This window comes from Lapillicoccus jejuensis (assembly GCF_006715055.1).
Classification (GTDB): domain Bacteria; phylum Actinomycetota; class Actinomycetes; order Actinomycetales; family Dermatophilaceae; genus Lapillicoccus; species Lapillicoccus jejuensis.
The window spans coordinates 3,064,974-3,082,062 of sequence record NZ_VFMN01000001.1 but is presented as its reverse complement, the minus strand read 5'-3'; the positions used below and the strand labels follow the sequence as shown (position 1 = coordinate 3,082,062).

Annotated in this window: 13 protein-coding genes and 2 tRNA genes; 5 read left to right on the top strand and 10 right to left on the bottom strand. The window is 74.6% G+C overall.

Annotation, left to right across the window (positions count from 1 at the left end; translation table 11 throughout):
- Positions 1 to 56: 56 nt before the first annotated feature.
- The 3 genes from FB458_RS14335 to leuC form a co-directional block, all read right to left on the bottom strand.
- A complete protein-coding gene (locus FB458_RS14335) occupies positions 57 to 797 on the bottom strand; it encodes an HU family DNA-binding protein (protein WP_141849092.1) in 741 nt (246 codons plus the stop codon).
- Positions 798 to 1,269: 472 nt separating this feature from the next.
- A complete protein-coding gene (leuD, locus tag FB458_RS14330) occupies positions 1,270 to 1,860 on the bottom strand; it encodes a 3-isopropylmalate dehydratase small subunit (RefSeq protein ID WP_141849091.1) in 591 nt (196 codons plus the stop codon).
- Positions 1,861 to 1,863: 3 nt separating this feature from the next.
- Positions 1,864 to 3,285: a 3-isopropylmalate dehydratase large subunit gene (gene leuC / locus FB458_RS14325; RefSeq protein ID WP_141849090.1), complete on the bottom strand. Its 1,422-nt coding sequence runs from the start codon at positions 3,283 to 3,285 to the stop codon at positions 1,864 to 1,866.
- Positions 3,286 to 3,383: 98 nt separating this feature from the next.
- Between leuC and FB458_RS14320 the strand changes: the two genes are divergently transcribed.
- Both FB458_RS14320 and FB458_RS14315 read left to right on the top strand, forming a co-directional pair.
- Complete coding sequence (locus FB458_RS14320) at positions 3,384 to 4,115, top strand: IclR family transcriptional regulator (protein WP_141849089.1); 732 nt, start codon at positions 3,384 to 3,386, stop codon at positions 4,113 to 4,115.
- A 239-nt stretch (positions 4,116 to 4,354) separates the two neighbouring features.
- Positions 4,355 to 5,317 carry a L,D-transpeptidase family protein gene (locus tag FB458_RS14315; RefSeq protein ID WP_141849088.1) on the top strand — a complete coding sequence of 321 codons (963 nt, stop codon included), beginning with the start codon at positions 4,355 to 4,357 and terminating at the stop codon, positions 5,315 to 5,317.
- Positions 5,318 to 5,351: 34 nt separating this feature from the next.
- On the opposite strand, the gene FB458_RS14310 is transcribed toward FB458_RS14315, so the two are convergent.
- On the bottom strand, positions 5,352 to 6,584 hold the full coding sequence (locus tag FB458_RS14310; RefSeq protein ID WP_141849087.1) for an aminotransferase family protein: 1,233 nt from the start codon (positions 6,582 to 6,584) through the stop codon (positions 5,352 to 5,354).
- A gap of 88 nt (positions 6,585 to 6,672) precedes the next feature.
- On the opposite strand from FB458_RS14310, the gene fgd reads away from it, so the two are divergent.
- Both fgd and FB458_RS14300 read left to right on the top strand, forming a co-directional pair.
- Entirely contained in the window at positions 6,673 to 7,689 is a 1,017-nt protein-coding gene (fgd, locus tag FB458_RS14305; protein WP_141849086.1) for a glucose-6-phosphate dehydrogenase (coenzyme-F420), read from the top strand.
- Between the two features lie 34 nt (positions 7,690 to 7,723).
- The gene (locus tag FB458_RS14300) at positions 7,724 to 8,530 is read left to right on the top strand and encodes a metallophosphoesterase (RefSeq protein ID WP_141849085.1); all 807 of its coding nucleotides are present in this window, start codon (positions 7,724 to 7,726) and stop codon (positions 8,528 to 8,530) included.
- On the opposite strand, the gene FB458_RS14295 is transcribed toward FB458_RS14300, so the two are convergent.
- The 5 genes from FB458_RS14295 to FB458_RS14275 all read right to left on the bottom strand — a co-directional run bounded on the left by FB458_RS14295 (position 8,519) and on the right by FB458_RS14275 (position 14,169).
- Complete coding sequence (locus FB458_RS14295; protein ID WP_211356049.1) at positions 8,519 to 9,790, bottom strand: aminoglycoside phosphotransferase family protein; 1,272 nt, start codon at positions 9,788 to 9,790, stop codon at positions 8,519 to 8,521. The genes FB458_RS14300 and FB458_RS14295 overlap by 12 nt on opposite strands.
- Positions 9,787 to 11,574, bottom strand: coding sequence for a hypothetical protein (locus tag FB458_RS14290; RefSeq protein ID WP_141849084.1), 1,788 nt, complete (start codon positions 11,572 to 11,574; stop codon positions 9,787 to 9,789). Before FB458_RS14290 ends, FB458_RS14295 begins: the two co-directional genes overlap by 4 nt.
- A 42-nt stretch (positions 11,575 to 11,616) precedes the next feature.
- Entirely contained in the window at positions 11,617 to 13,758 is a 2,142-nt protein-coding gene (locus FB458_RS14285) for an outer membrane protein assembly factor BamB family protein (protein WP_141849083.1), read from the bottom strand.
- A gap of 152 nt (positions 13,759 to 13,910) precedes the next feature.
- Positions 13,911 to 13,986: transfer RNA gene (locus FB458_RS14280), tRNA-Glu, on the bottom strand.
- A gap of 111 nt (positions 13,987 to 14,097) precedes the next feature.
- Positions 14,098 to 14,169, bottom strand: a tRNA-Gln gene (locus FB458_RS14275).
- 198 nt (positions 14,170 to 14,367) lie between these two features.
- Here FB458_RS14275 and FB458_RS14270 point away from each other — a divergent pair.
- Positions 14,368 to 16,272, top strand: coding sequence for a hypothetical protein (locus tag FB458_RS14270; protein WP_141849082.1), 1,905 nt, complete (start codon positions 14,368 to 14,370; stop codon positions 16,270 to 16,272).
- A gap of 45 nt (positions 16,273 to 16,317) precedes the next feature.
- Here the strand turns inward: FB458_RS14270 and FB458_RS14265 are convergent, their stop codons facing one another.
- On the bottom strand, positions 16,318 to 17,052 hold the full coding sequence (locus FB458_RS14265) for an N-acetyltransferase (RefSeq protein WP_141849081.1): 735 nt from the start codon (positions 17,050 to 17,052) through the stop codon (positions 16,318 to 16,320).
- Between the last annotated feature and the right edge of the window lie 37 nt (positions 17,053 to 17,089).

The window sequence follows — 17,089 nt, the reverse complement described above, 5'->3', positions numbered from 1 at the left end:
ACGACGACGGGCCGCCACCCCGGGGGGTGACGGCCCGTCGCGTCGTACGGAGCGGGTCAGCGAGCGGCGGCCTTCTTGGCCGCGGTCCGCGTGGTCGTCGTCTTCTTGGCGGCGGTGCGGGCCGGGGCGGCCTTGGTGGCGGTCGTCTTCTTGGCCGCGGTCTTCGTCGCCGCGGTCTTCGTGGCCGCCGTCTTCGTGGCGGTGGCCTTCTTCGCCGGGGCGGCCTTGGTCGCCGTCGTCTTCTTGGCGGTCGTCGTGGCCTTCTTGGCCGGGGCGGCCTTGGTGGCGGCGGTCTTCGTGGCCGGGGCGGCCTTGGTCGCCGTCGTCTTCCTCGCGGTGGTGGTCTTGGCCGCGGCCGTCTTCGTCGCGGCGGTCTTCGTGGCCGCGGTCTTCGTCGCGGCCGTCGTGGTGGCCGCGGTCTTCGTCGTCGCCTTCTTGGCCGGGGCGGCCTTGGTGGCGGCGGTCTTCGTCGCGGTGCCGGCCGAGGCGCGGGCGCCGGCGGCGGCGGCCTTCGGGAGCTTGCGCGGGTCGGCGACGACCTCCTTGAAGCCGGTGCCGGGGCGGAAGCGGGGGACGGTGGTCTTCTTGATCCGCACGGTCTGGCCGGTGCGCGGGTTGCGGCCGGTGCGCGCCTCGCGGGCCACCTTCTGGAACGTGCCGAAGCCGGTGATGCCGACCTTGCCGCCCTTGGCGACCTCGCGGATGATCGCGTCGAGCACGGCCTCGAGGGCGTCGCTCGCAGCCTTCTTGCTGCCGAGCTTGCCCTCGATCGCGGTGATGAGCTCTGCCTTGTTCACGTTGGGGAATCCTCCGGGGTGACGCCGACGAGGGGTCCCGGCGGCGGTGCGGACCCGGGTCGTACGCCCGGACTGACACAGACGTTAGGACCCCGCACGCTCCCAGTCGAGCACCGATGAGGGTGAAGATGTTGGCGCGCAACGCTTTCGAGCGCCTCGGAGGCCCTCCCGGGCGCCGTACGGCGGCCTGTGGCGCCCCTGCTCCCGACCTCCGGACCGCCGTCGCCACCCCGCCCGTGACCTGCGGCTTTGCGCGAGAGGACGGCGAGCAGCCATGCGCGACAACGGTTCTCGTACCGGATACAACGTCGTCGCAGGACGCCGTACGGCGCCGGGGTGGGCGGCCGGGTCCCTTTGTGCGGCAGGGGCGCCCGTGCGCCGCACGCCCGGGACCCACCCGACGGCCGGGAGCCCGCGCGACACGCCGGTCAGGCGTGTCGCGCGGGCTGCCGGTTCCGGCGCGGGGGCCGGGTCAGACCGTGGTGACCGGCTTGTAGGAGGGCCGGTCGGCCTCGAACCGCGTGATGTCGGCCTCGTGCCGCTCGGTGAGGCCGATGTCGTCGAGGCCCTCGAGCAGCCGCCAGCGGGTGTAGTCGTCGACCTCGAAGGGGGCGACGATCTCGCCGGCGGTGACGGTCCGGCCGACGAGGTCGACGGTGACCTCGGCGCCCGGGTCGTTCTCGAGGTACTTCCAGATCAGCTCGACGTCGTCCTGGGCGACGACGGCGGTGAGCAGCCCGCCCTTGCCGCTGTTGCCCCGGAAGATGTCGGCGAAGCGCGACGAGACGACGGCCCGGAAGCCGTAGTTCATCAGCGCCCACACCGCGTGCTCGCGGCTCGAGCCGGTGCCGAAGTCCGGCCCGGCGACGAGGACCGAGCCGTGGGTGTAGCGCGGGTTGTTGAGGACGAAGGACTCGTCCTGGCGCCACGCGGCGAAGAGCCCGTCCTCGAAGCCGTCGCGGGTGACCCGCTTGAGGTAGACGGCCGGGATGATCTGGTCGGTGTCGACGTTGCTGCGGCGCAGCGGCACCCCGACGCCGGTGTGGGTCGTGAACGTGTCCATGGCTCAGGCCTCCACGAGCTCGGCGGGACGGTCGGTGAGGTCGGCGGGCGAGGACAGCGTGCCGCGCACCGCGGTGGCCGCGGCGACGAGCGGGCTGACCAGGTGGGTGCGCCCGCCTTTGCCCTGCCGGCCCTCGAAGTTGCGGTTGCTCGTCGAGGCGCTGCGCTCCCCCGGGGCGAGCTGGTCGGGGTTCATGCCCAGGCACATGGAGCAGCCGGCGAGGCGCCACTCGGCCCCGGCCTCGGAGAAGACCTTGTCCAGGCCCTCGGCCTCGGCCTGCAGGCGCACCCGGGCCGAGCCGGGGACGACGAGCATCCGCACGCCGTCGGCGACCGTGCGGCCCTTGATGACCTCGGCGGCGGCGCGCAGGTCCTCGATGCGCCCGTTGGTGCACGAGCCGAGGAAGACCGTGTCGACGGCGACCTCGCGCAGCGGCGTGCCGGCCTGCAGCCCCATGTAGCGCAGCGCGTTCGCGGCGGCGACCCGGTCGCTCTCGTCGGCGAACGACTCGGGGTCGGGGACGCTCGCGCCGAGCGGCAGGCCCTGGCCGGGGTTGGTGCCCCAGGTGACGAACGGCGTGAGCGAGGCGGCGTCGACGTGGACCTCGTGGTCGAACTCGGCGTCGTCGTCGGAGCGCAGCTCGCGCCAGGCCTCGACGGCGGCGTCCCAGTCGGCGCCGGTCGGCGCGTGCGGGCGGCCCTGGACGTAGTCGAAGGTCGTCTCGTCGGGGGCGATCATCCCGGCGCGGGCGCCCGCCTCGATCGACATGTTGCAGATCGTCATCCGGGCCTCCATCGACAGCGCGCGGATGGCGCTGCCGCGGTACTCGATGACGTAGCCCTGACCGCCGCCGGTGCCGATCTCGGCGATGACGGCGAGGATGACGTCCTTGGCCGTCACGCCCTCGGGCAGCTCGCCCTCCACGGTGACGGCCATCGTGCGGAACGGCTTGAGCGGCAGGGTCTGGGTGGCGAGCACGTGCTCGACCTCGGAGGTGCCGATGCCGAAGGCGAGCGCGCCGAAGGCGCCGTGCGTCGAGGTGTGGCTGTCGCCGCAGACGATCGTCATGCCCGGCTGGGTCAGGCCCAGCTGCGGGCCGATGATGTGGACGATGCCCTGCTCGGCGTCGCCCATCGGGTAGAGCCGGACGCCGAACTCCTCGCAGTTGCGGCGCAGCGTCTCGACCTGGGTGCGGCTCACCGGGTCGGTGATCGGCCCGGGCGTCGTCGGGACGTTGTGGTCCTCGGTGGCGAGGGTGAGGTCGGGGCGTCGTACGGGCCGACCGGCGAGCCGCAGACCGTCGAAGGCCTGGGGGCTCGTCACCTCGTGCAGGAGGTGCAGGTCGATGTAGAGCAGGTCGGGCTCGCCCTCGGCGCGGCGCACGACGTGCGCGTCCCACACCTTCTCGGCCAGCGTCCGTGCCATGACAGTTCCCCTTCCGACGGTGGTGCTCGTGCCAGCGTCGCGCACCGTTTCGGCGCGTGGAATTGACGTCTCAGGCACTGAGACGGCAATATCAGTGCATGGACAAGAGCAGCGGGGTCGGTGTCCTCGACAAGGCGGCGGTCGTGCTGGGCGCCCTCGAGGCCGGCCCGGCCACCCTCGCACAGCTGGTCGGCGCCACCGGGCTGGCGCGACCGACCGCCCACCGCCTCGCCGTCGCGCTGGAGCACCACCGGCTGGTGGCCCGCGACATGCAGGGCCGCTTCGTGCTCGGGCCGCGCCTGAGCGAGCTCGCGTCGGCGGCCGGCGAGGACCGCCTGCTCGCCGCCGCCGGTCCGGTGCTCGGCGCGCTGCGCGACCACACCAACGAGAGCGCGCAGCTCTTCCGCCGCCAGGGCGACCAGCGCATCTGCGTCGCGGCCGCCGAGCGCCCCGTCGGACTGCGCGACTCGATCCCGGTCGGCGCGACGCTGTCGATGCACGCCGGGTCCGCCGCGCAGGTGCTGCTCGCGTGGGAGGAGCCGGACCGGCTGCACCGCGGCCTGCAGGGCGCCCGGTTCAACGCCACCGCCCTCTCGGCCGTCCGCCGTCGCGGTTGGGCCCAGAGCGTTGGCGAGCGCGAGCCCGGCGTCGCGTCCGTGTCCGCGCCGGTCCGCGGCCCGTCCGGCCGCGTCGTCGCCGCCGTGTCGATCTCCGGCCCTATCGAGCGCCTCTCGCGCCAGCCCGGTCGCCTGCACGCCGCCACCGTGGTCGCCGGCGCCAACAAGCTCACCGAGGTCCTGCGCCGGGCCAACCCCCCACACCAGGGCTGACCGACCCGAATCGGATTCGGTGCGCTCGGCTCCCGTCAGGACCCGAGCCGAGTGGACCGAACCCGATTCGCAGGGCATGGCTCGGAGGCTCCCAGCGGGCGTACGGCGCCCCCGCAGCCAGGACACAGTTCGGTAACCCCTGGGTCGCCATCCCCCACGAGGGCAACCCGCGCCCCGACAGTGGCGTCCTGACGGGTGAGCGGGCCACGGGGGCCCGCCGACCGAGCAAGGAGTCCACCGTGCCCCAGCCGCCGACGCCGACCCTGACGCAGCGCCGCCGTACCCCCTCCATCGCGCTGCGCGCCGGGGGCCTGGTCGCCGCGCTGACCGCCGGCGCGCTGGCGCTCGGCGCGTGCGGTCCGGCCGGCGGGAGCACCGCCGCCCCCGCGGGCCCGGGCACCGCCTCGGCCACGGTCGTCACCACGCCGACGCCGGCGGCCACCGCGGTCGCCCCCGCGGCGACGCCGCCCGCCACGACCGCCGCCCCGGCCCCGAGCAGCCCGGCGACCCCCGCGAGCACGCCCACGCCGAAGCCGACGCCCACCCTCGTCGCCGGCCCGGCGATCTACCGCACCGGCTCGACCGGCTCGACGGTCCGCGAGGTCCAGGCGCGCCTCAAGCAGCTGGCCTGGTACTCCGGCGACGTCACCGACACGTACGGCGAGCGGACGACGGCCTCGGTGCGCGGGTTCCAGGCCAAGCGCGGCTTCCCGGTCACCGGTGAGGTCGACCGGCGGACCCTCGACAAGCTGCAGGCGATGACCCGCCCGCCGACGGCGGACGAGCTGGCCAACCGGGTCCCGGTCGTCACCGCCGCCGCACCGTCCACGGCGGGGCTCGACGCCCGCTGCCTCACCGGGCGGGTGCTGTGCATCTCCAAGGCCTCGCGCAGCCTCACCTGGGTCGTCGACGGGAAGGCGCTGCAGCGCTTCGACGTCCGCTTCGGCTCGGAGAACCACCCGACCCGCGAGGGCGACTTCACCGTCTACCGCAAGAACCGCACGTGGACCTCGACGCTGTACGGCAGCTCGATGCCGTTCTCGATGTTCTTCAGCGGTGGCGAGGCCGTGCACTACTCCTCGGACTTCGCCGCCCGCGGGTACGCCGGCGCGTCGCACGGCTGCGTCAACGTGCGCGACTACGCCGGCCTGGCGCGGCTCTTCGACCAGGTGCAGCTCGGCGACCGCGTCGTCGTGAGCTGAGCCGACCGGTCCCGCTCGGCGCGGCCCCCGTCGCTCAGGCGTCGAGGGCCGCGCCGATCCGCGTCGCCAGCTCGGCGACCTCGGCGTCGGTCATGACGAAGGCCGGCGAGATCTGGATGCCGCCCGCGCCGACGGCCCGGGTCGCGACGCCGTGCTCGCGCAGCGTCCTCGCCAGCCCCATCGCCTGCGACGGCTCGTGCAGCTGCACGGCGGCCAGCGCACCCGTGCCGCAGCGCACCTCGGCGACCCGCTCGTGGGCGGCGAGCGGTGACAGCTCACGGGCCAGCGTCGACTCCAGCCGCAGCGCCTCGTCGAGCAGGTGCTCGCGCTCGAGCAGGTCGAGGTTGGCCAGGGCGACGGCCGCGGCGGTCGCGTGGCCGGAGTAGGTGTAGCCGTGCCGCCACCACACCCCGCCGTCGGGGCGGAAGAAGGCGTCGGCGACCCGCGGCGCGACGAGGACGGCGCCCATCGGCACGTAGCCCGACGTCAGCCCCTTGGCCGTCGTCACGAGGTCCGGCTCGAGACCGAACCGGGTCGAGGCGAACCACGACCCGCCGATCCGGCCGTAGCCGGTCACGACCTCGTCGGCGACGAAGAGAACCTCGTACTCGGTGCACAGCTTGCGGACCGAGAGCAGGTAGTCCTCGGGCGGCGGGTAGACCCCGCCGGCGCCCATGACCGGCTCGCAGAAGAAGGCGGCGACGTGCTCGGGGCCGATCCGCTCGATCGTCGCGCGCAGGTCCTCGGGGTCGTCCCACTCGACCGTCGCCGTGTCGGGGACGAGGACGCCGTACCCCTCGCGGTTGGGGCCGATACCGCTGAGCGCCGTCCCGGCGTAGTGCATCCCGTGATAGGCCTGCCGGCGGCCGATGACGTGCGTCTTCTGCGGCCGTCCCGCCTCGACCCAGTAGCGGCGCGCGAGCTTGGCGGCGGTGTCGACCGAGTCCGAGCCGCCGGAGGTGAGGAAGACCTTCGACCCCGGCACCGGCGCGATGCCGGCCAGCCGCTCGGCGAGCTCGAGGGTCGAGGGCGTCGCGTAGTCGCCGAAGCAGTGGTAGGCGGCGAGCTCGCGCATCTGCGCCGCCGCCGCGTCGGCCAGCTCGCCTCGCCCGTGGCCGACGTTGGCGAACCACAGCCCGGCGGTCGCGTCGAGGTACTCGCGCCCGTCGGCGTCCCACACCCGCACCCCCTCACCGCGCGTGATGACCAGCTCGCCGCCGCGCTCGACCGCGCCCATGTCCGAGAAGGGGTGCCACAGGGCTCCCATCGTCACTCTCCTGTCGTCCGACCGCCTCGCCCCGGCATCAGGCCACCAGGACCCCGGCAACGTACCGTGCGGGATTAGGGTCGGGGCCATGGCGCTGAAGATCGGTTACAAGGCCTCCGCGGAGCAGTTCGCCCCCCGCCCCCTGCTCGACTACGCGGTCCTCGCGGAGGAGGTCGGCCTGGACAGCGTGTGGGTCTCGGACCACTTCCAGCCGTGGCGGCACCACGGCGGCCACGCGCCGTTCTCGCTGTCCTGGCTGGCCGCCGCCGGCGAGCGCACCGAACGCGTGCAGCTCGGCACCTCGGTGATGACGCCGACCTTCCGCTACAACCCCGCCGTCGTCGCGCAGGCCTTCGGCACCCTCGGCTCGCTCTACCCCGGGCGCATCGCCCTCGGCGTGGGCAGCGGCGAGGCGCTCAACGAGGTCGTCGTCGGCTCGGTCGACAGCGAGGACGGCTGGCCCGACTTCAAGGAGCGCTTCGCGCGCCTGCGCGAGTCGGTGCGGCTGATGAAGGAGCTGTGGACGCAGGACCGCGTCACCTTCGAGGGCGACTACTACTCCACGAAGGACGCGACCGTCTACGACAAGCCCGAGCAGCCGATCCCGGTGTACGTCGCCGCGGGTGGCCCGCTCGTCGCCCGCTACGCCGGCCGCTCCGGCGACGGCTTCATCTGCACCTCCGGAAAGGGCGAGGAGCTCTACCGCGACAAGCTGCTGCCCGCCGTCGACGAGGGTCTGGAGAAGTCCGGGCGCACCCGCGCGGACATCGACCGGATGGTCGAGATCAAGCTGTCCTGGGACCCCGACCACGACCAGGCCGTCTCCAACTGCCGCTTCTGGGCGGCGCTGTCGCTGACGGCCGAGCAGAAGCACGGCACGAGCGACCCGCTCGAGATGGAGCGGCTCGGCGACGAGCTATCCGACGAGCAGGTCGCGAAGCGCTGGATCGTCTCCTCCGACCCGGAGGAGATCGTCGCCGCGGTGAGGCCGTACGTCGACTGGGGCCTGGACCACCTCGTCTTCCACGGCCCCGGCCACGACCAGGAACGCTTCCTGCGCACCTTCTCCGAGCAGGTCCTGCCCGGCCTGCGCGAGCTCGGCTGACCGGCCCCGCCTCCAGCGTCGACCCCGAGCCGCCATGCCCCTCTTCGTCGTCAGCGACCCGCACGGCCACCGCGACGAGCTCGCCGCCGCCCTGCGCGACGCCGGGCTGCTCGACGCCGCCGACCGCTGGGTCGGTGCCGACGCGCGGCTGCGCGTGCTGGGCGACTTCTTCGACCGCGGCCCGGACGGCGTCGGCGCCGTCGAGCTCGTCATGCGCCTGGAGCGCGAGGCGGTGGGCGCGGGCGGCTCGACGTCGGCCGTCCTCGGCAACCACGAGGTCCTCGCGCTCGGCATGTGGCGGTACGGCGTGCGCGCCGCGCCGGGCGCCGACGGGGGCAGCTTCGGCGAGAGCTGGGTCCTCAACGGGGGCAACCCGATCGACCAGGGCCGGCTGACCGCCGAGCACGTGACCTGGCTGTCCGCGCTGCCGCCGCTGGCCCTCGAGGACGGCTGGCTGCTCATGCACTCCGACACCGACGCCTACCTCGAGCTGGGGCACAGCGTGGCCGCCGTCAACGCCGCCGTCGCGGCCGCGCTCGACGGCGACTTCGCGGAGCACTGGGAGGTGTGGCGGCGGCTCACCGACCGCTACGCGTTCGTCACTCCCGGCAGCGGGGTCACCACCGCGCGCGGGATCCTGCGGACGTACGGCGCCGCGCGGCTCGTCCACGGGCACAGCATCATCGCGACGATCCAGCCCGACGCCCCCTCGCCGGCCGCGACGGCCGGTCCGTGGGCGTACGCCGACGGTCTCGCCCTCGCCGTCGACGGCGGTCTCTACGCGGGCGGCCCGCTGCTCGTCGTCGAGCTCGAGCCGGCGGTGGAGGGCTCAGCCCCCTGAGACCGGCCCGGCGGCGGCGCGCAGCGCGGCCGGCACGTCGAGGTGGTGGAAGACCCGTTCGGTCTCCTCGACCCCGTCGAGGAAGCGCTGGTACGTCGTCGCCGCGACGAGGGGCTCGACCGGCCGCAGCAGGTCGGCGGCGCGGTCGGGCGCGGCACCGGGCACGATGGCCCGCCACGCCGCCGACCACACCTGGGTGACGTGGGCGGCGAGGCCCGGGTCCGCGGCCGGAGCCAGGCGCAACAGGTCGAGCGCCGGGTGGCCGATCCGCACGTCGCCCCAGTCGAGCAGCCGCAGCCCACCGCCGTCGGGCCCGCCGTCGGCGCGCGCCCCCGTGACCCGCCAGTTGCCGGTGTGCAGGTCGCCGTGCACGAGGGTGTCCGGCAGGCCGCAGGCGTCGACGGCGTCCAGCCGCGCGGGCAGCCCGTCGAGCAGGTCGTGCAGCCGCCCGAGGGTGGCCGGCTCGAGCGGCGCCGCGACGTCGGGCCGCGCGAGCAGGGCGGCGACGTCGTCGACGAGGGCCGCAGGCCGGGTGTCGACGGCGCCGGCGCGCAGCAGGTCGTCGACGCGGTCGACCGCAGCGGCCTGGACCCCGACCCAGCGACGGGCCATCGCGGCGAGCAGGTCGGGATCGGTCTCGTCGTACCGGTCCTCGCCGGGCACGTCGTCGAGCAGCGCCATCCGGCGGGCGGGGTCGCGGCCGAGGACGACCGGCCCGAGGCCGGGCGCGACGTCGTGGACGACGTCGAGCACGGCGGCCTCGTCGGCGAGGAACGCCGGCACGGCCTTGAGCCACACCCGCCCGCCCTCGGCCTCGAGGGTCGCGACGAGGGAGAGGTTCCAGGTGCGCCGCTGGCGCAGGTCACCGAGGGTGCCGCGGCCGTGCCGCGCGAGCGCCGCGCCGGCCCAGCCGGCCAGGTCCTCGAGCGCGCCGGGCCGGGCCCACCACTGCCGGCGGGTCGGGTCGGCGGCCGCGGCCCGCTCCGCGGCCGGCGGCACCGGGTCGAGCCGGTCCGGCACCGGGCCGACCGGCTCGGCCAGGTAGGTGACCGGGCCGCCGGCGTACGGCTCCTCGCTGGTGAGCAGCCGCAGGACCCGCGCGCGGACGCCGTACGTCGCCCCGAGCCCGCCGAGCACGTCCTCCACCTCCGACCACCACGGGCGCTCGACGTGCAGCGGACCGAGCGCCCCGAGCAGCCGGCCCCCGCGGTCGGTGAGGACGACGGTCACCTCGCGGGGCGGGAACGGCGCGGCGCTCACCGGCGCAGTGTGTCACGCAGGTTGACGACGAGGACGACGAGCGCACCGGCGACGAACAGCCCGACGACGACCCACTGCCAGTAGGACACGAGCAGCTCCCCGGCCGCGAGGACGCCGGCGACGAGCAGCAGGCGGCGCAGGTACGCCCCGAGGTAACCACGGGCGAGGGCCTCGACGGACAGCACCAGCGCGAGCGCCGCGACGAGCAGCAGCGGACGGCGCGCGGTGCCCGGCAGCAGCACGTAGGCGAGCACGCCGAGCAGCAGCGGCGTGCTGATGATCGACCAGGCGAGCAGCAGCCGCTCGCGCACCCGCTCCTCGCGCGAGAGCGGCGTCCGGCGGTGGCGCAGGTGGTCGTGGGGGCCCTGCGCCGGCGCGCCGTCGGCGATCCGGCGGACGGCGGCGTGGACCTGGTCCTGCAGGCGCACCCGCTCCATCCGCCGCGAGTGCAGCGCCTGCTCCCGCTCGGCGAGCAGGGCCGCGTCGGCGGCGGACGGGGAGACGCTGGCCGCCCCCGCCGCGAGCTCCGCGCGCTGGGCGGCGACCTCGTCGTCGAGCCGGGCGACGTCCTCCTCGAGGCGGGCGACCCACGAGCGCAGGGCGGCCAGCTCCTGGTCGGGGTTGGGCGCCACCTTGGCCAGCCCGGCCCAGCCGACCGGGTCACCCCAGGCGGCCCGGACGGTGCCGTCGCGCTCGTAGCGCGGCCCCGCGGGACCGCGCTCGCCCCCGAGCCGGTCGCGGGTGTCGTGGCCCCACAGGCCCCGGTAGTCGCGCACCCAGGGGGTCGTGTCGTCGATGACGACGGGGGTCCAGGCCAGCTGCCCGGCCGGGCCGATGGTCACGCCGTCGCCGCGCGCGTAGTCGACGTAGGGGATGCCGAGCCCGCCGCCCTGCGCGGCGCGGGTCCACGGGGTGAGCAGCTTGGCCAGCCAGCGCAGCGCCCCGACGATCCCGCCCCACCGCGGGGGGACGACGGTGACGAGGTACTCCCCCGGGAGGAAGGCGCCCGAGTGCGACCCGGCGCCGACGTGGACGACGGGGTGGCGGCCGACGAGGGTGAGGTCGGGGTCGTCCCACCGGCGTCGCAGGTCGTCGCCGACCTCGTCGTGGGAGGAGAAGACGACCCAGCGCGGGACGGGGACGCCGTCCGGACCCGGCCCGTCGAGGGTGGTCGCGTCGAGGTAGACCGTGACCTGCTCCCAGTCCCCCTCGTGCTCGTTGACGCCGGAGAAGCCCGAGCGCCAGTTGTTGAAGCAGTAGAAGAACCAGTACTGCAGCACCACCCAGTCCCCGTCGCGCAGCACGCGCCCGTGGTAGCGCGGGCGGGCCGGGTCGAGGTGCTCGTCCTGGACGAGGACGGCGGCCGCCGCGCTCCCGCCCGGGACCGCGCCGCGGAAGAGCAGCGAGACCCGGCCGACGACGTCGACGACGCGGCCGGCGAGACCGACCCGCGCCAGCCGGTCGCTCGCCCGGAAGTGCGGGCGCACGGCGCGGAACCAGGCCCGCGCCCGCTGCAGGCGGGTGGGCTCCTCCGGCAGGCCGGAGAGGGCGAGCGGGGCGCCGTCGTACCGGACCCCGAGCTCGGCGAGCCCGTCCAGGGTCAGCTCCCCGGGGGCGGCGACCTCGACGAGCCGGTCGTCCGGGCCGCGGTGCCACAGCCGGGCCCGGGTCACCCACTCCTGCACGCCGACGGGGACGAAGTACTCGCCCGCCGTGAGGCGCAGGACCGGCTCGAAGGCCCGCAGCAGCGCGAGGTCGTCGGCGACGGCGGTGTCGTCGTCCATGGGTGCAGTCTGCCAAGCCGCTGGACGCGCCGCGGGGGTCGCTCAGCCCAGCGCACCCGCGCAGGTCTGCCCGGGCAGCCGGACGCAGATCGGGCTGACGCTCGCCTTGGACGGGTCGCTCTCCCCGTCGAGGTCGCGGGCGTAGGCCTGCACACCGTAGTTGTGCGGGTGGTCCATCGTCGTGAAGGTGTAGCTCCACGTCGTCGACGTCGCCCCCGGGCGGTCCGGGGTGACCGCGATGACCGCGCGCTGGGGCCCGAACGCGTCGTCGGGCGCGCCCCCGCACCCGAGGGACCCGCAGTAGTACTCGTTGTGCTCCTTGTTCTTGATGACGAGGTAGACCTTGTCGACGCCGGGGTGCGCGCCCGCGGTGTCCGTGGCGGTGCCGCGCAGGGTGACCGTCGTCGGCGCGAGCGGCGTGGGCAGCGAGAAGACGGTCTTGCGGGTCGGGGAGGTGATCGTCGTGTCCGGTGGCGTGCTCGTCGAGAGGATCGCGACCCGGGACTGGGCGACCGGTGCGGTGTGCTGCCCGTCGGCGTCGACCGCCTCGGCCTGCACGGTGTAGCCGCCGCCGGTCGGGGCGACCGGCACCTGGATCGTCCAGGTCGTCGAGCGGGCACCGGGCGACGCCAGGGTGGCGCGGGAGGTGCCGAAGACCCGCGCCCAGGAGGACGTCGAGGCGTTCCACCACGTCCCGCCGAGGTGCTTCTTCACCGCGACCCGCACCTCCTGCACACCGCGGTCGTCCTCGGCCGTCCCGGTGATGGTCAGCAGGCCGCCGACCGGGTTGGCCAGGGTGGCGCCGTCCGTCGGGGCGGTGACGGTGGCGGTCGGCTTGCCGCTGGTGCCGCCGCCGAGGGCGAAGGCGTAGAGGAAGCCGTCCGAGCTGCCGACGTAGACCGTGCCGTTCGAGACCGCCGGGGAGGAGTAGGTGTAGCCGCCGGTCTGGTACGACCACAGGAGCTGCCCGGTCGCCGCGTCGGCCGCGAAGACGCGGCCGCTGAGGTCGGTGAAGAGGACGACCTGGGCACCGTCCGGGCCGACGACCGCCGGCGAGGAGATGACCTCGAGCCGGGCGGGGGTCTGCAGGCGCCACAGCTTCTGTCCGGTCGTGGCGTCGACGGCGTAGAGACCCTCGCCGTAGCCGAAGAAGACCCGGTTGCCGGCGAGGGCCGGCGTCGAGCGGGTCGACCCGACGAAGCCCGGGGAGTCCAGGTCGACGTCGTACTCCCACAGCTGCGTCCCGGTCCCGGGGTCGAGCGCGGACAGGACGTGGTTCTTGCCGATCGCGTAGACCACGCCGTCGGCGAACCCGTTCACCCCCGGCGCGGAGACGGTCGTGCCGGCGCCCACGTCGGAGTCGAAGGAGGTGTGGACGGTCTCGAAGCGCCACACCCGCGCCCCGGTCTGCGGGTCGAGCGCGTAGACGGCGCAGTCCGGGCTCGACGAGCCGGCGACGACGAGGTGGCGGCCGTCGGCGGTGGTCACCCAGCTCGGGGGCGACCAGGAGCCGGCCAGCGGCTGGCTGCCCGCGGGCTCGCCGAACTGGTCGAACTGCCACTTGAGGGAGCAGTCGACCGCCGGGTTGGGGTCGACGGCGTTGATCGCCCAGATGTGGCCGCCGTCGCTGGCGCCGGTGTGCCCGTTGTCGCCGACGTAGACGACCAGGCCGTCACCGGGGTCGACGACCAGGGGCGAGGCGTTGATGACGCCCCCGGTGTCGAAGGAGCAGCGCTTGGCCCCGGTCGCGGCGTCGAGGGCGTAGAGGCGATGGTCGTCGCTGCCGATGTAGACCACGCCGTCGACGACCGCCGGGCTGCTCGACAGCTCACCCATGGTCTGGAAGTACCAGACCCGCTCGCCCGTGAGGGCGTCGTACGCCGACACGACGTGGTTCTTGCTCGCGGTGTAGACGAGGGTGCGGTCGAGGACCGCGGACCAGGCCACCGCGGGCGAGGTGTTGGTGCCCGCGCCGGTGTTCTGCTGCCAGGCGATGCCGAGGGTGGCGGCGTCCTGCGCGGTGACGCCGGTCTCGGGCGAGGTGCCGCTGTGGCTGACGTCGCGGTGGAACATCGGCCAGTCCGAGGCCCCCGGGGTCGGGGCGGTGGGCGCCGCTGCCGCGGTCGTCGTGACCAGGGCGAGGGCGGCGACGAGCAGCAGCACCAGCGAGGGGCGTCGTGACATGGCCGGATCCTGTCCGAGGAGGAGCACGTACGGCGTCGCGCCGCCCGGGCCGGGTCGTCACCGTACAAGCGCCGTCGGACACCGCGCCGGGGAATGGACGATCCGGCCCCGGGGACGAGGAAGGCCGATCCCCCTGCTGGGGGATCGGCCGGTGGTAGCCCCGACGGGATTCGAACCCGCGCTACCGCCTTGAGAGGGCGGCGTGCTAGGCCGCTACACAACGGGGCCCTAGCGTGCGTCCTGCACCGTCACCGGCGCGGGAACCGGAGAGAACGTTACCGGTGGACCGGGTGTTTCTCCGAATCGGTCGGTTCCACCGGTGGGCGGACCGTCCTCGCGCTGGGGTACCAGGACTCGAACCTAGAACAACTGAACCAGAATCAGCCGTGTTGCCAATTACACCATACCCCAAGGGGTTCCACCCGAGCCGGAGCTGAGGGGCGGACCGAGGGACGATGTTACCGGGCCGAGGTGCGGGGGCCCAAATCGACCCGCTCACCCCGATCTGAGGGGCCTGGGCCGCGGCTGGGCTTCCGCTGTCAGAACACCGGGATATAGTCCGCCGCGTCCTGGGACGGAGAGGCCGTTCCAGGTGTTCGAGGGTCCAGCATGTCCACAGCATCGTCGCTCCGCCGCGTCGCGGTCTCCGTCCTGGCCCTGGGGGCCGCTCTCCTCTCGGGTGGGGTGGCGCCGGTCGGCGCCGCCACGACCCCGACGCCGTCGATCCCGGGTCAGGTCCTGATCTCCGGGGGCAAGGTCACCAGCACCTGCGACGCGTACGGCCGGATCACGTCGCGCACGTTCACCGCGGCGTACGACGCGACGCGGCTCACCGCTCCGGTGTACGCCGGCGTCGGCGAGGGGACCTACGACCCGGTCACCGGGTTCTCGACGTTCAGCGCGGGGCCCACCACGACGACGCTCCTGCGACAGGGGGCGCAGGCGCAGCTCACCGACACGATCACCTCCCCCCGACCAGTGAGCCCGAGCTCCACCGTCGACTTCTTTTCCGTCAACGTCTACGACCAGTTCTCGCAGCAGTCACGCACCGTGATGAGCGTCTTCGCGGTGCGGCAGTGCGGCGAGGTCGACGCGCCCGCCAGCCCCACCGTGACGGCCTCTGCTCCTCGGTGCGACGGCACCGTGGACGTCACGATCGACGCGACCGGGACGGCCGACGCCTGGACCCCGAGGCTCCGGCTCGGCGACCGGACGGTGACCGAGCCGGTGGTCCACCCCGGTGAGGTCGTCACCCGCACCGTCGACGCGGCGAACCTGAGGGCGGCTCGCCTCGACGTCACCTTCGAGACGCCGAGCGTCTTCGCCGGCTACCCCCAGGTGTCCCACGGGACCACCGCCGGGGTGTCCGTGCCGACGTGCACGGCGTCGACCCGGGGCGCCATCGTCCCGATCACCCCGGCCCGGGTCCTCGACACCCGCGCCGGCACCGGCGCGCCCAGGTCCGCCGTGGCCGCGAACGGTCGCGTCGTCGTCGCCGCTCCGCCGGTCGTCCCGGCCGGCGCCACCGCCGTCGCCCTCAACCTCACCGTGACCCAGCCGCAGGCGGCCGGGTACCTGCAGGCCTGGTCCTCCCTCGCCGGCCCCGGCACCGCCTCGGTCCTCAACTTCGGCGCCGGCCAGACCATCGCCCGCTCCGTCATCGTGCCCCTGGACACCCTGCGCCACTTCGCCGTCGCCAACGTCAGCCCCGGCACCGCGCAGCTCGTCGCCGACGTCACCGGTTACGCCGTCGGTGACGGGGCCCCGGGCGCCGGCGACCTCGTCCCGCTCGAGGCCACCCGCCTGCTCGACACCCGCACCGCCGGCGCCCGGGTCCCCGTCGCACCCGGCGCGACCGTGCACGTGCCCGTCGTCGGCAGGGCCGGGATCGGCGCCGCCTCCACCGTCGCGCTGCAGGTGACCGCCGTGGGCGGTACGTCCTCGGGCTACCTGACGACGTGGAGCGGCACCGGCACGCGGCCGGCCACGTCCAGCGTCAACTACCTCCCCGGCCAGGTCGTCGGAGCCCTCGCCCCCACGGCCGTGGCCGCCGACGGCACCGTCGCGGTGACCAACACCTCCCCCGGGACCGTCCACCTCCTCGTCGACGTCGAGGGCTGGTGGCGCGGCGGGTCCGACGTCACCACCGGCGGCCTGCGCACCGTCACGCCGCAGCGGCTCCTCGACACCCGCACCACCGGCGGGGTGCTGGTGCCCGGCGCGTCGCTCGACGTCGACGTGCTGAGCAACGTCCCCGCCGGCGGCCACCTGCACGGGGTGTCCGCCGTGCTGATCAACCTCACCGCGACCCGGCCGACCTCCAGCGGCTACCTGCGCGCCCAGCCCCAGGGCACGCCCGCCGCCCCCTCCTCGACCCTGAACTTCGAGGCCGGAAGGACGGTCGCCAACCAGGCCCTGGTCGGCGTCTCCGACAGCGGGCGCATCACGGTGACGAACGGCTCCTTCGGAGCCACCGAGGTCCTCGTCGACCTCGTCGCCTACATCACGCGCTGACCGACGGCCCGCCGTCGGCGGCTCCGTGAGGCGGCACCCGACGGGTCACCGACCCGTCGGGTGCCGCACCCAGACGTTCGGCTCGACGTAGACGGCGATGCCGTGCTCGGCGTCGCACAGCACCGGGGCCAGGGCCCCGGGTACCCGCACCACCCCGGTCCGGTCGAAGGGCAGGCCGGTCCACTCGCGCCACTCCTCGAGCGTCCCGGGGACGACCATCGAGCGGTGCGCCACCTTCTCGATCCGCCCCCCGGCGCGCACGTGCACCCGCAGCCACGGGTCGACGGGCAGCCCGTCCGGCCGGGTCCGGGCGACGTACGACGTCATCGGCTCGTCGACGTCGGACTTGCTGTTCGGCCGGACCGGCGCGACCAGCTCGTCGTACCCGAGCCGCGCGGCGTTGTCGCGCAGGGCCGCGAGGACGACGACCGACAGGCCGGTGCCCTGACGGGCCGGGTCGATCGCGATCTCGACGGCGCTGACCGCGTCGGGTGTGCGGTCGCGCAGGCGGGTCAGCAGGCCGCTGCGCACGACCTCGTCCCACCCCGCGTCGGGCAGCTCTCCCCCGCCGAGCACGAAGGGCACCGAGTGCGCCTTGGCGACCATGCGCCCCTCGCCGTCGAGGCCGACGAGGACGTACTCGGCGAACCGCTCGAGCGAGGCGTAGTAGCCGTTGCCGATGGGGTCGTGCTTCATGAACTCCGGCCACGACGTCTCCATGTCCCAGAGGACGTCGAGCAGCTCGGGGCGCTCGGCGAGCGTGACGAAGCGCAGGTCCATCCCGCCATGGTGGCCGCACCGGCCTCCCCGGCGCCTC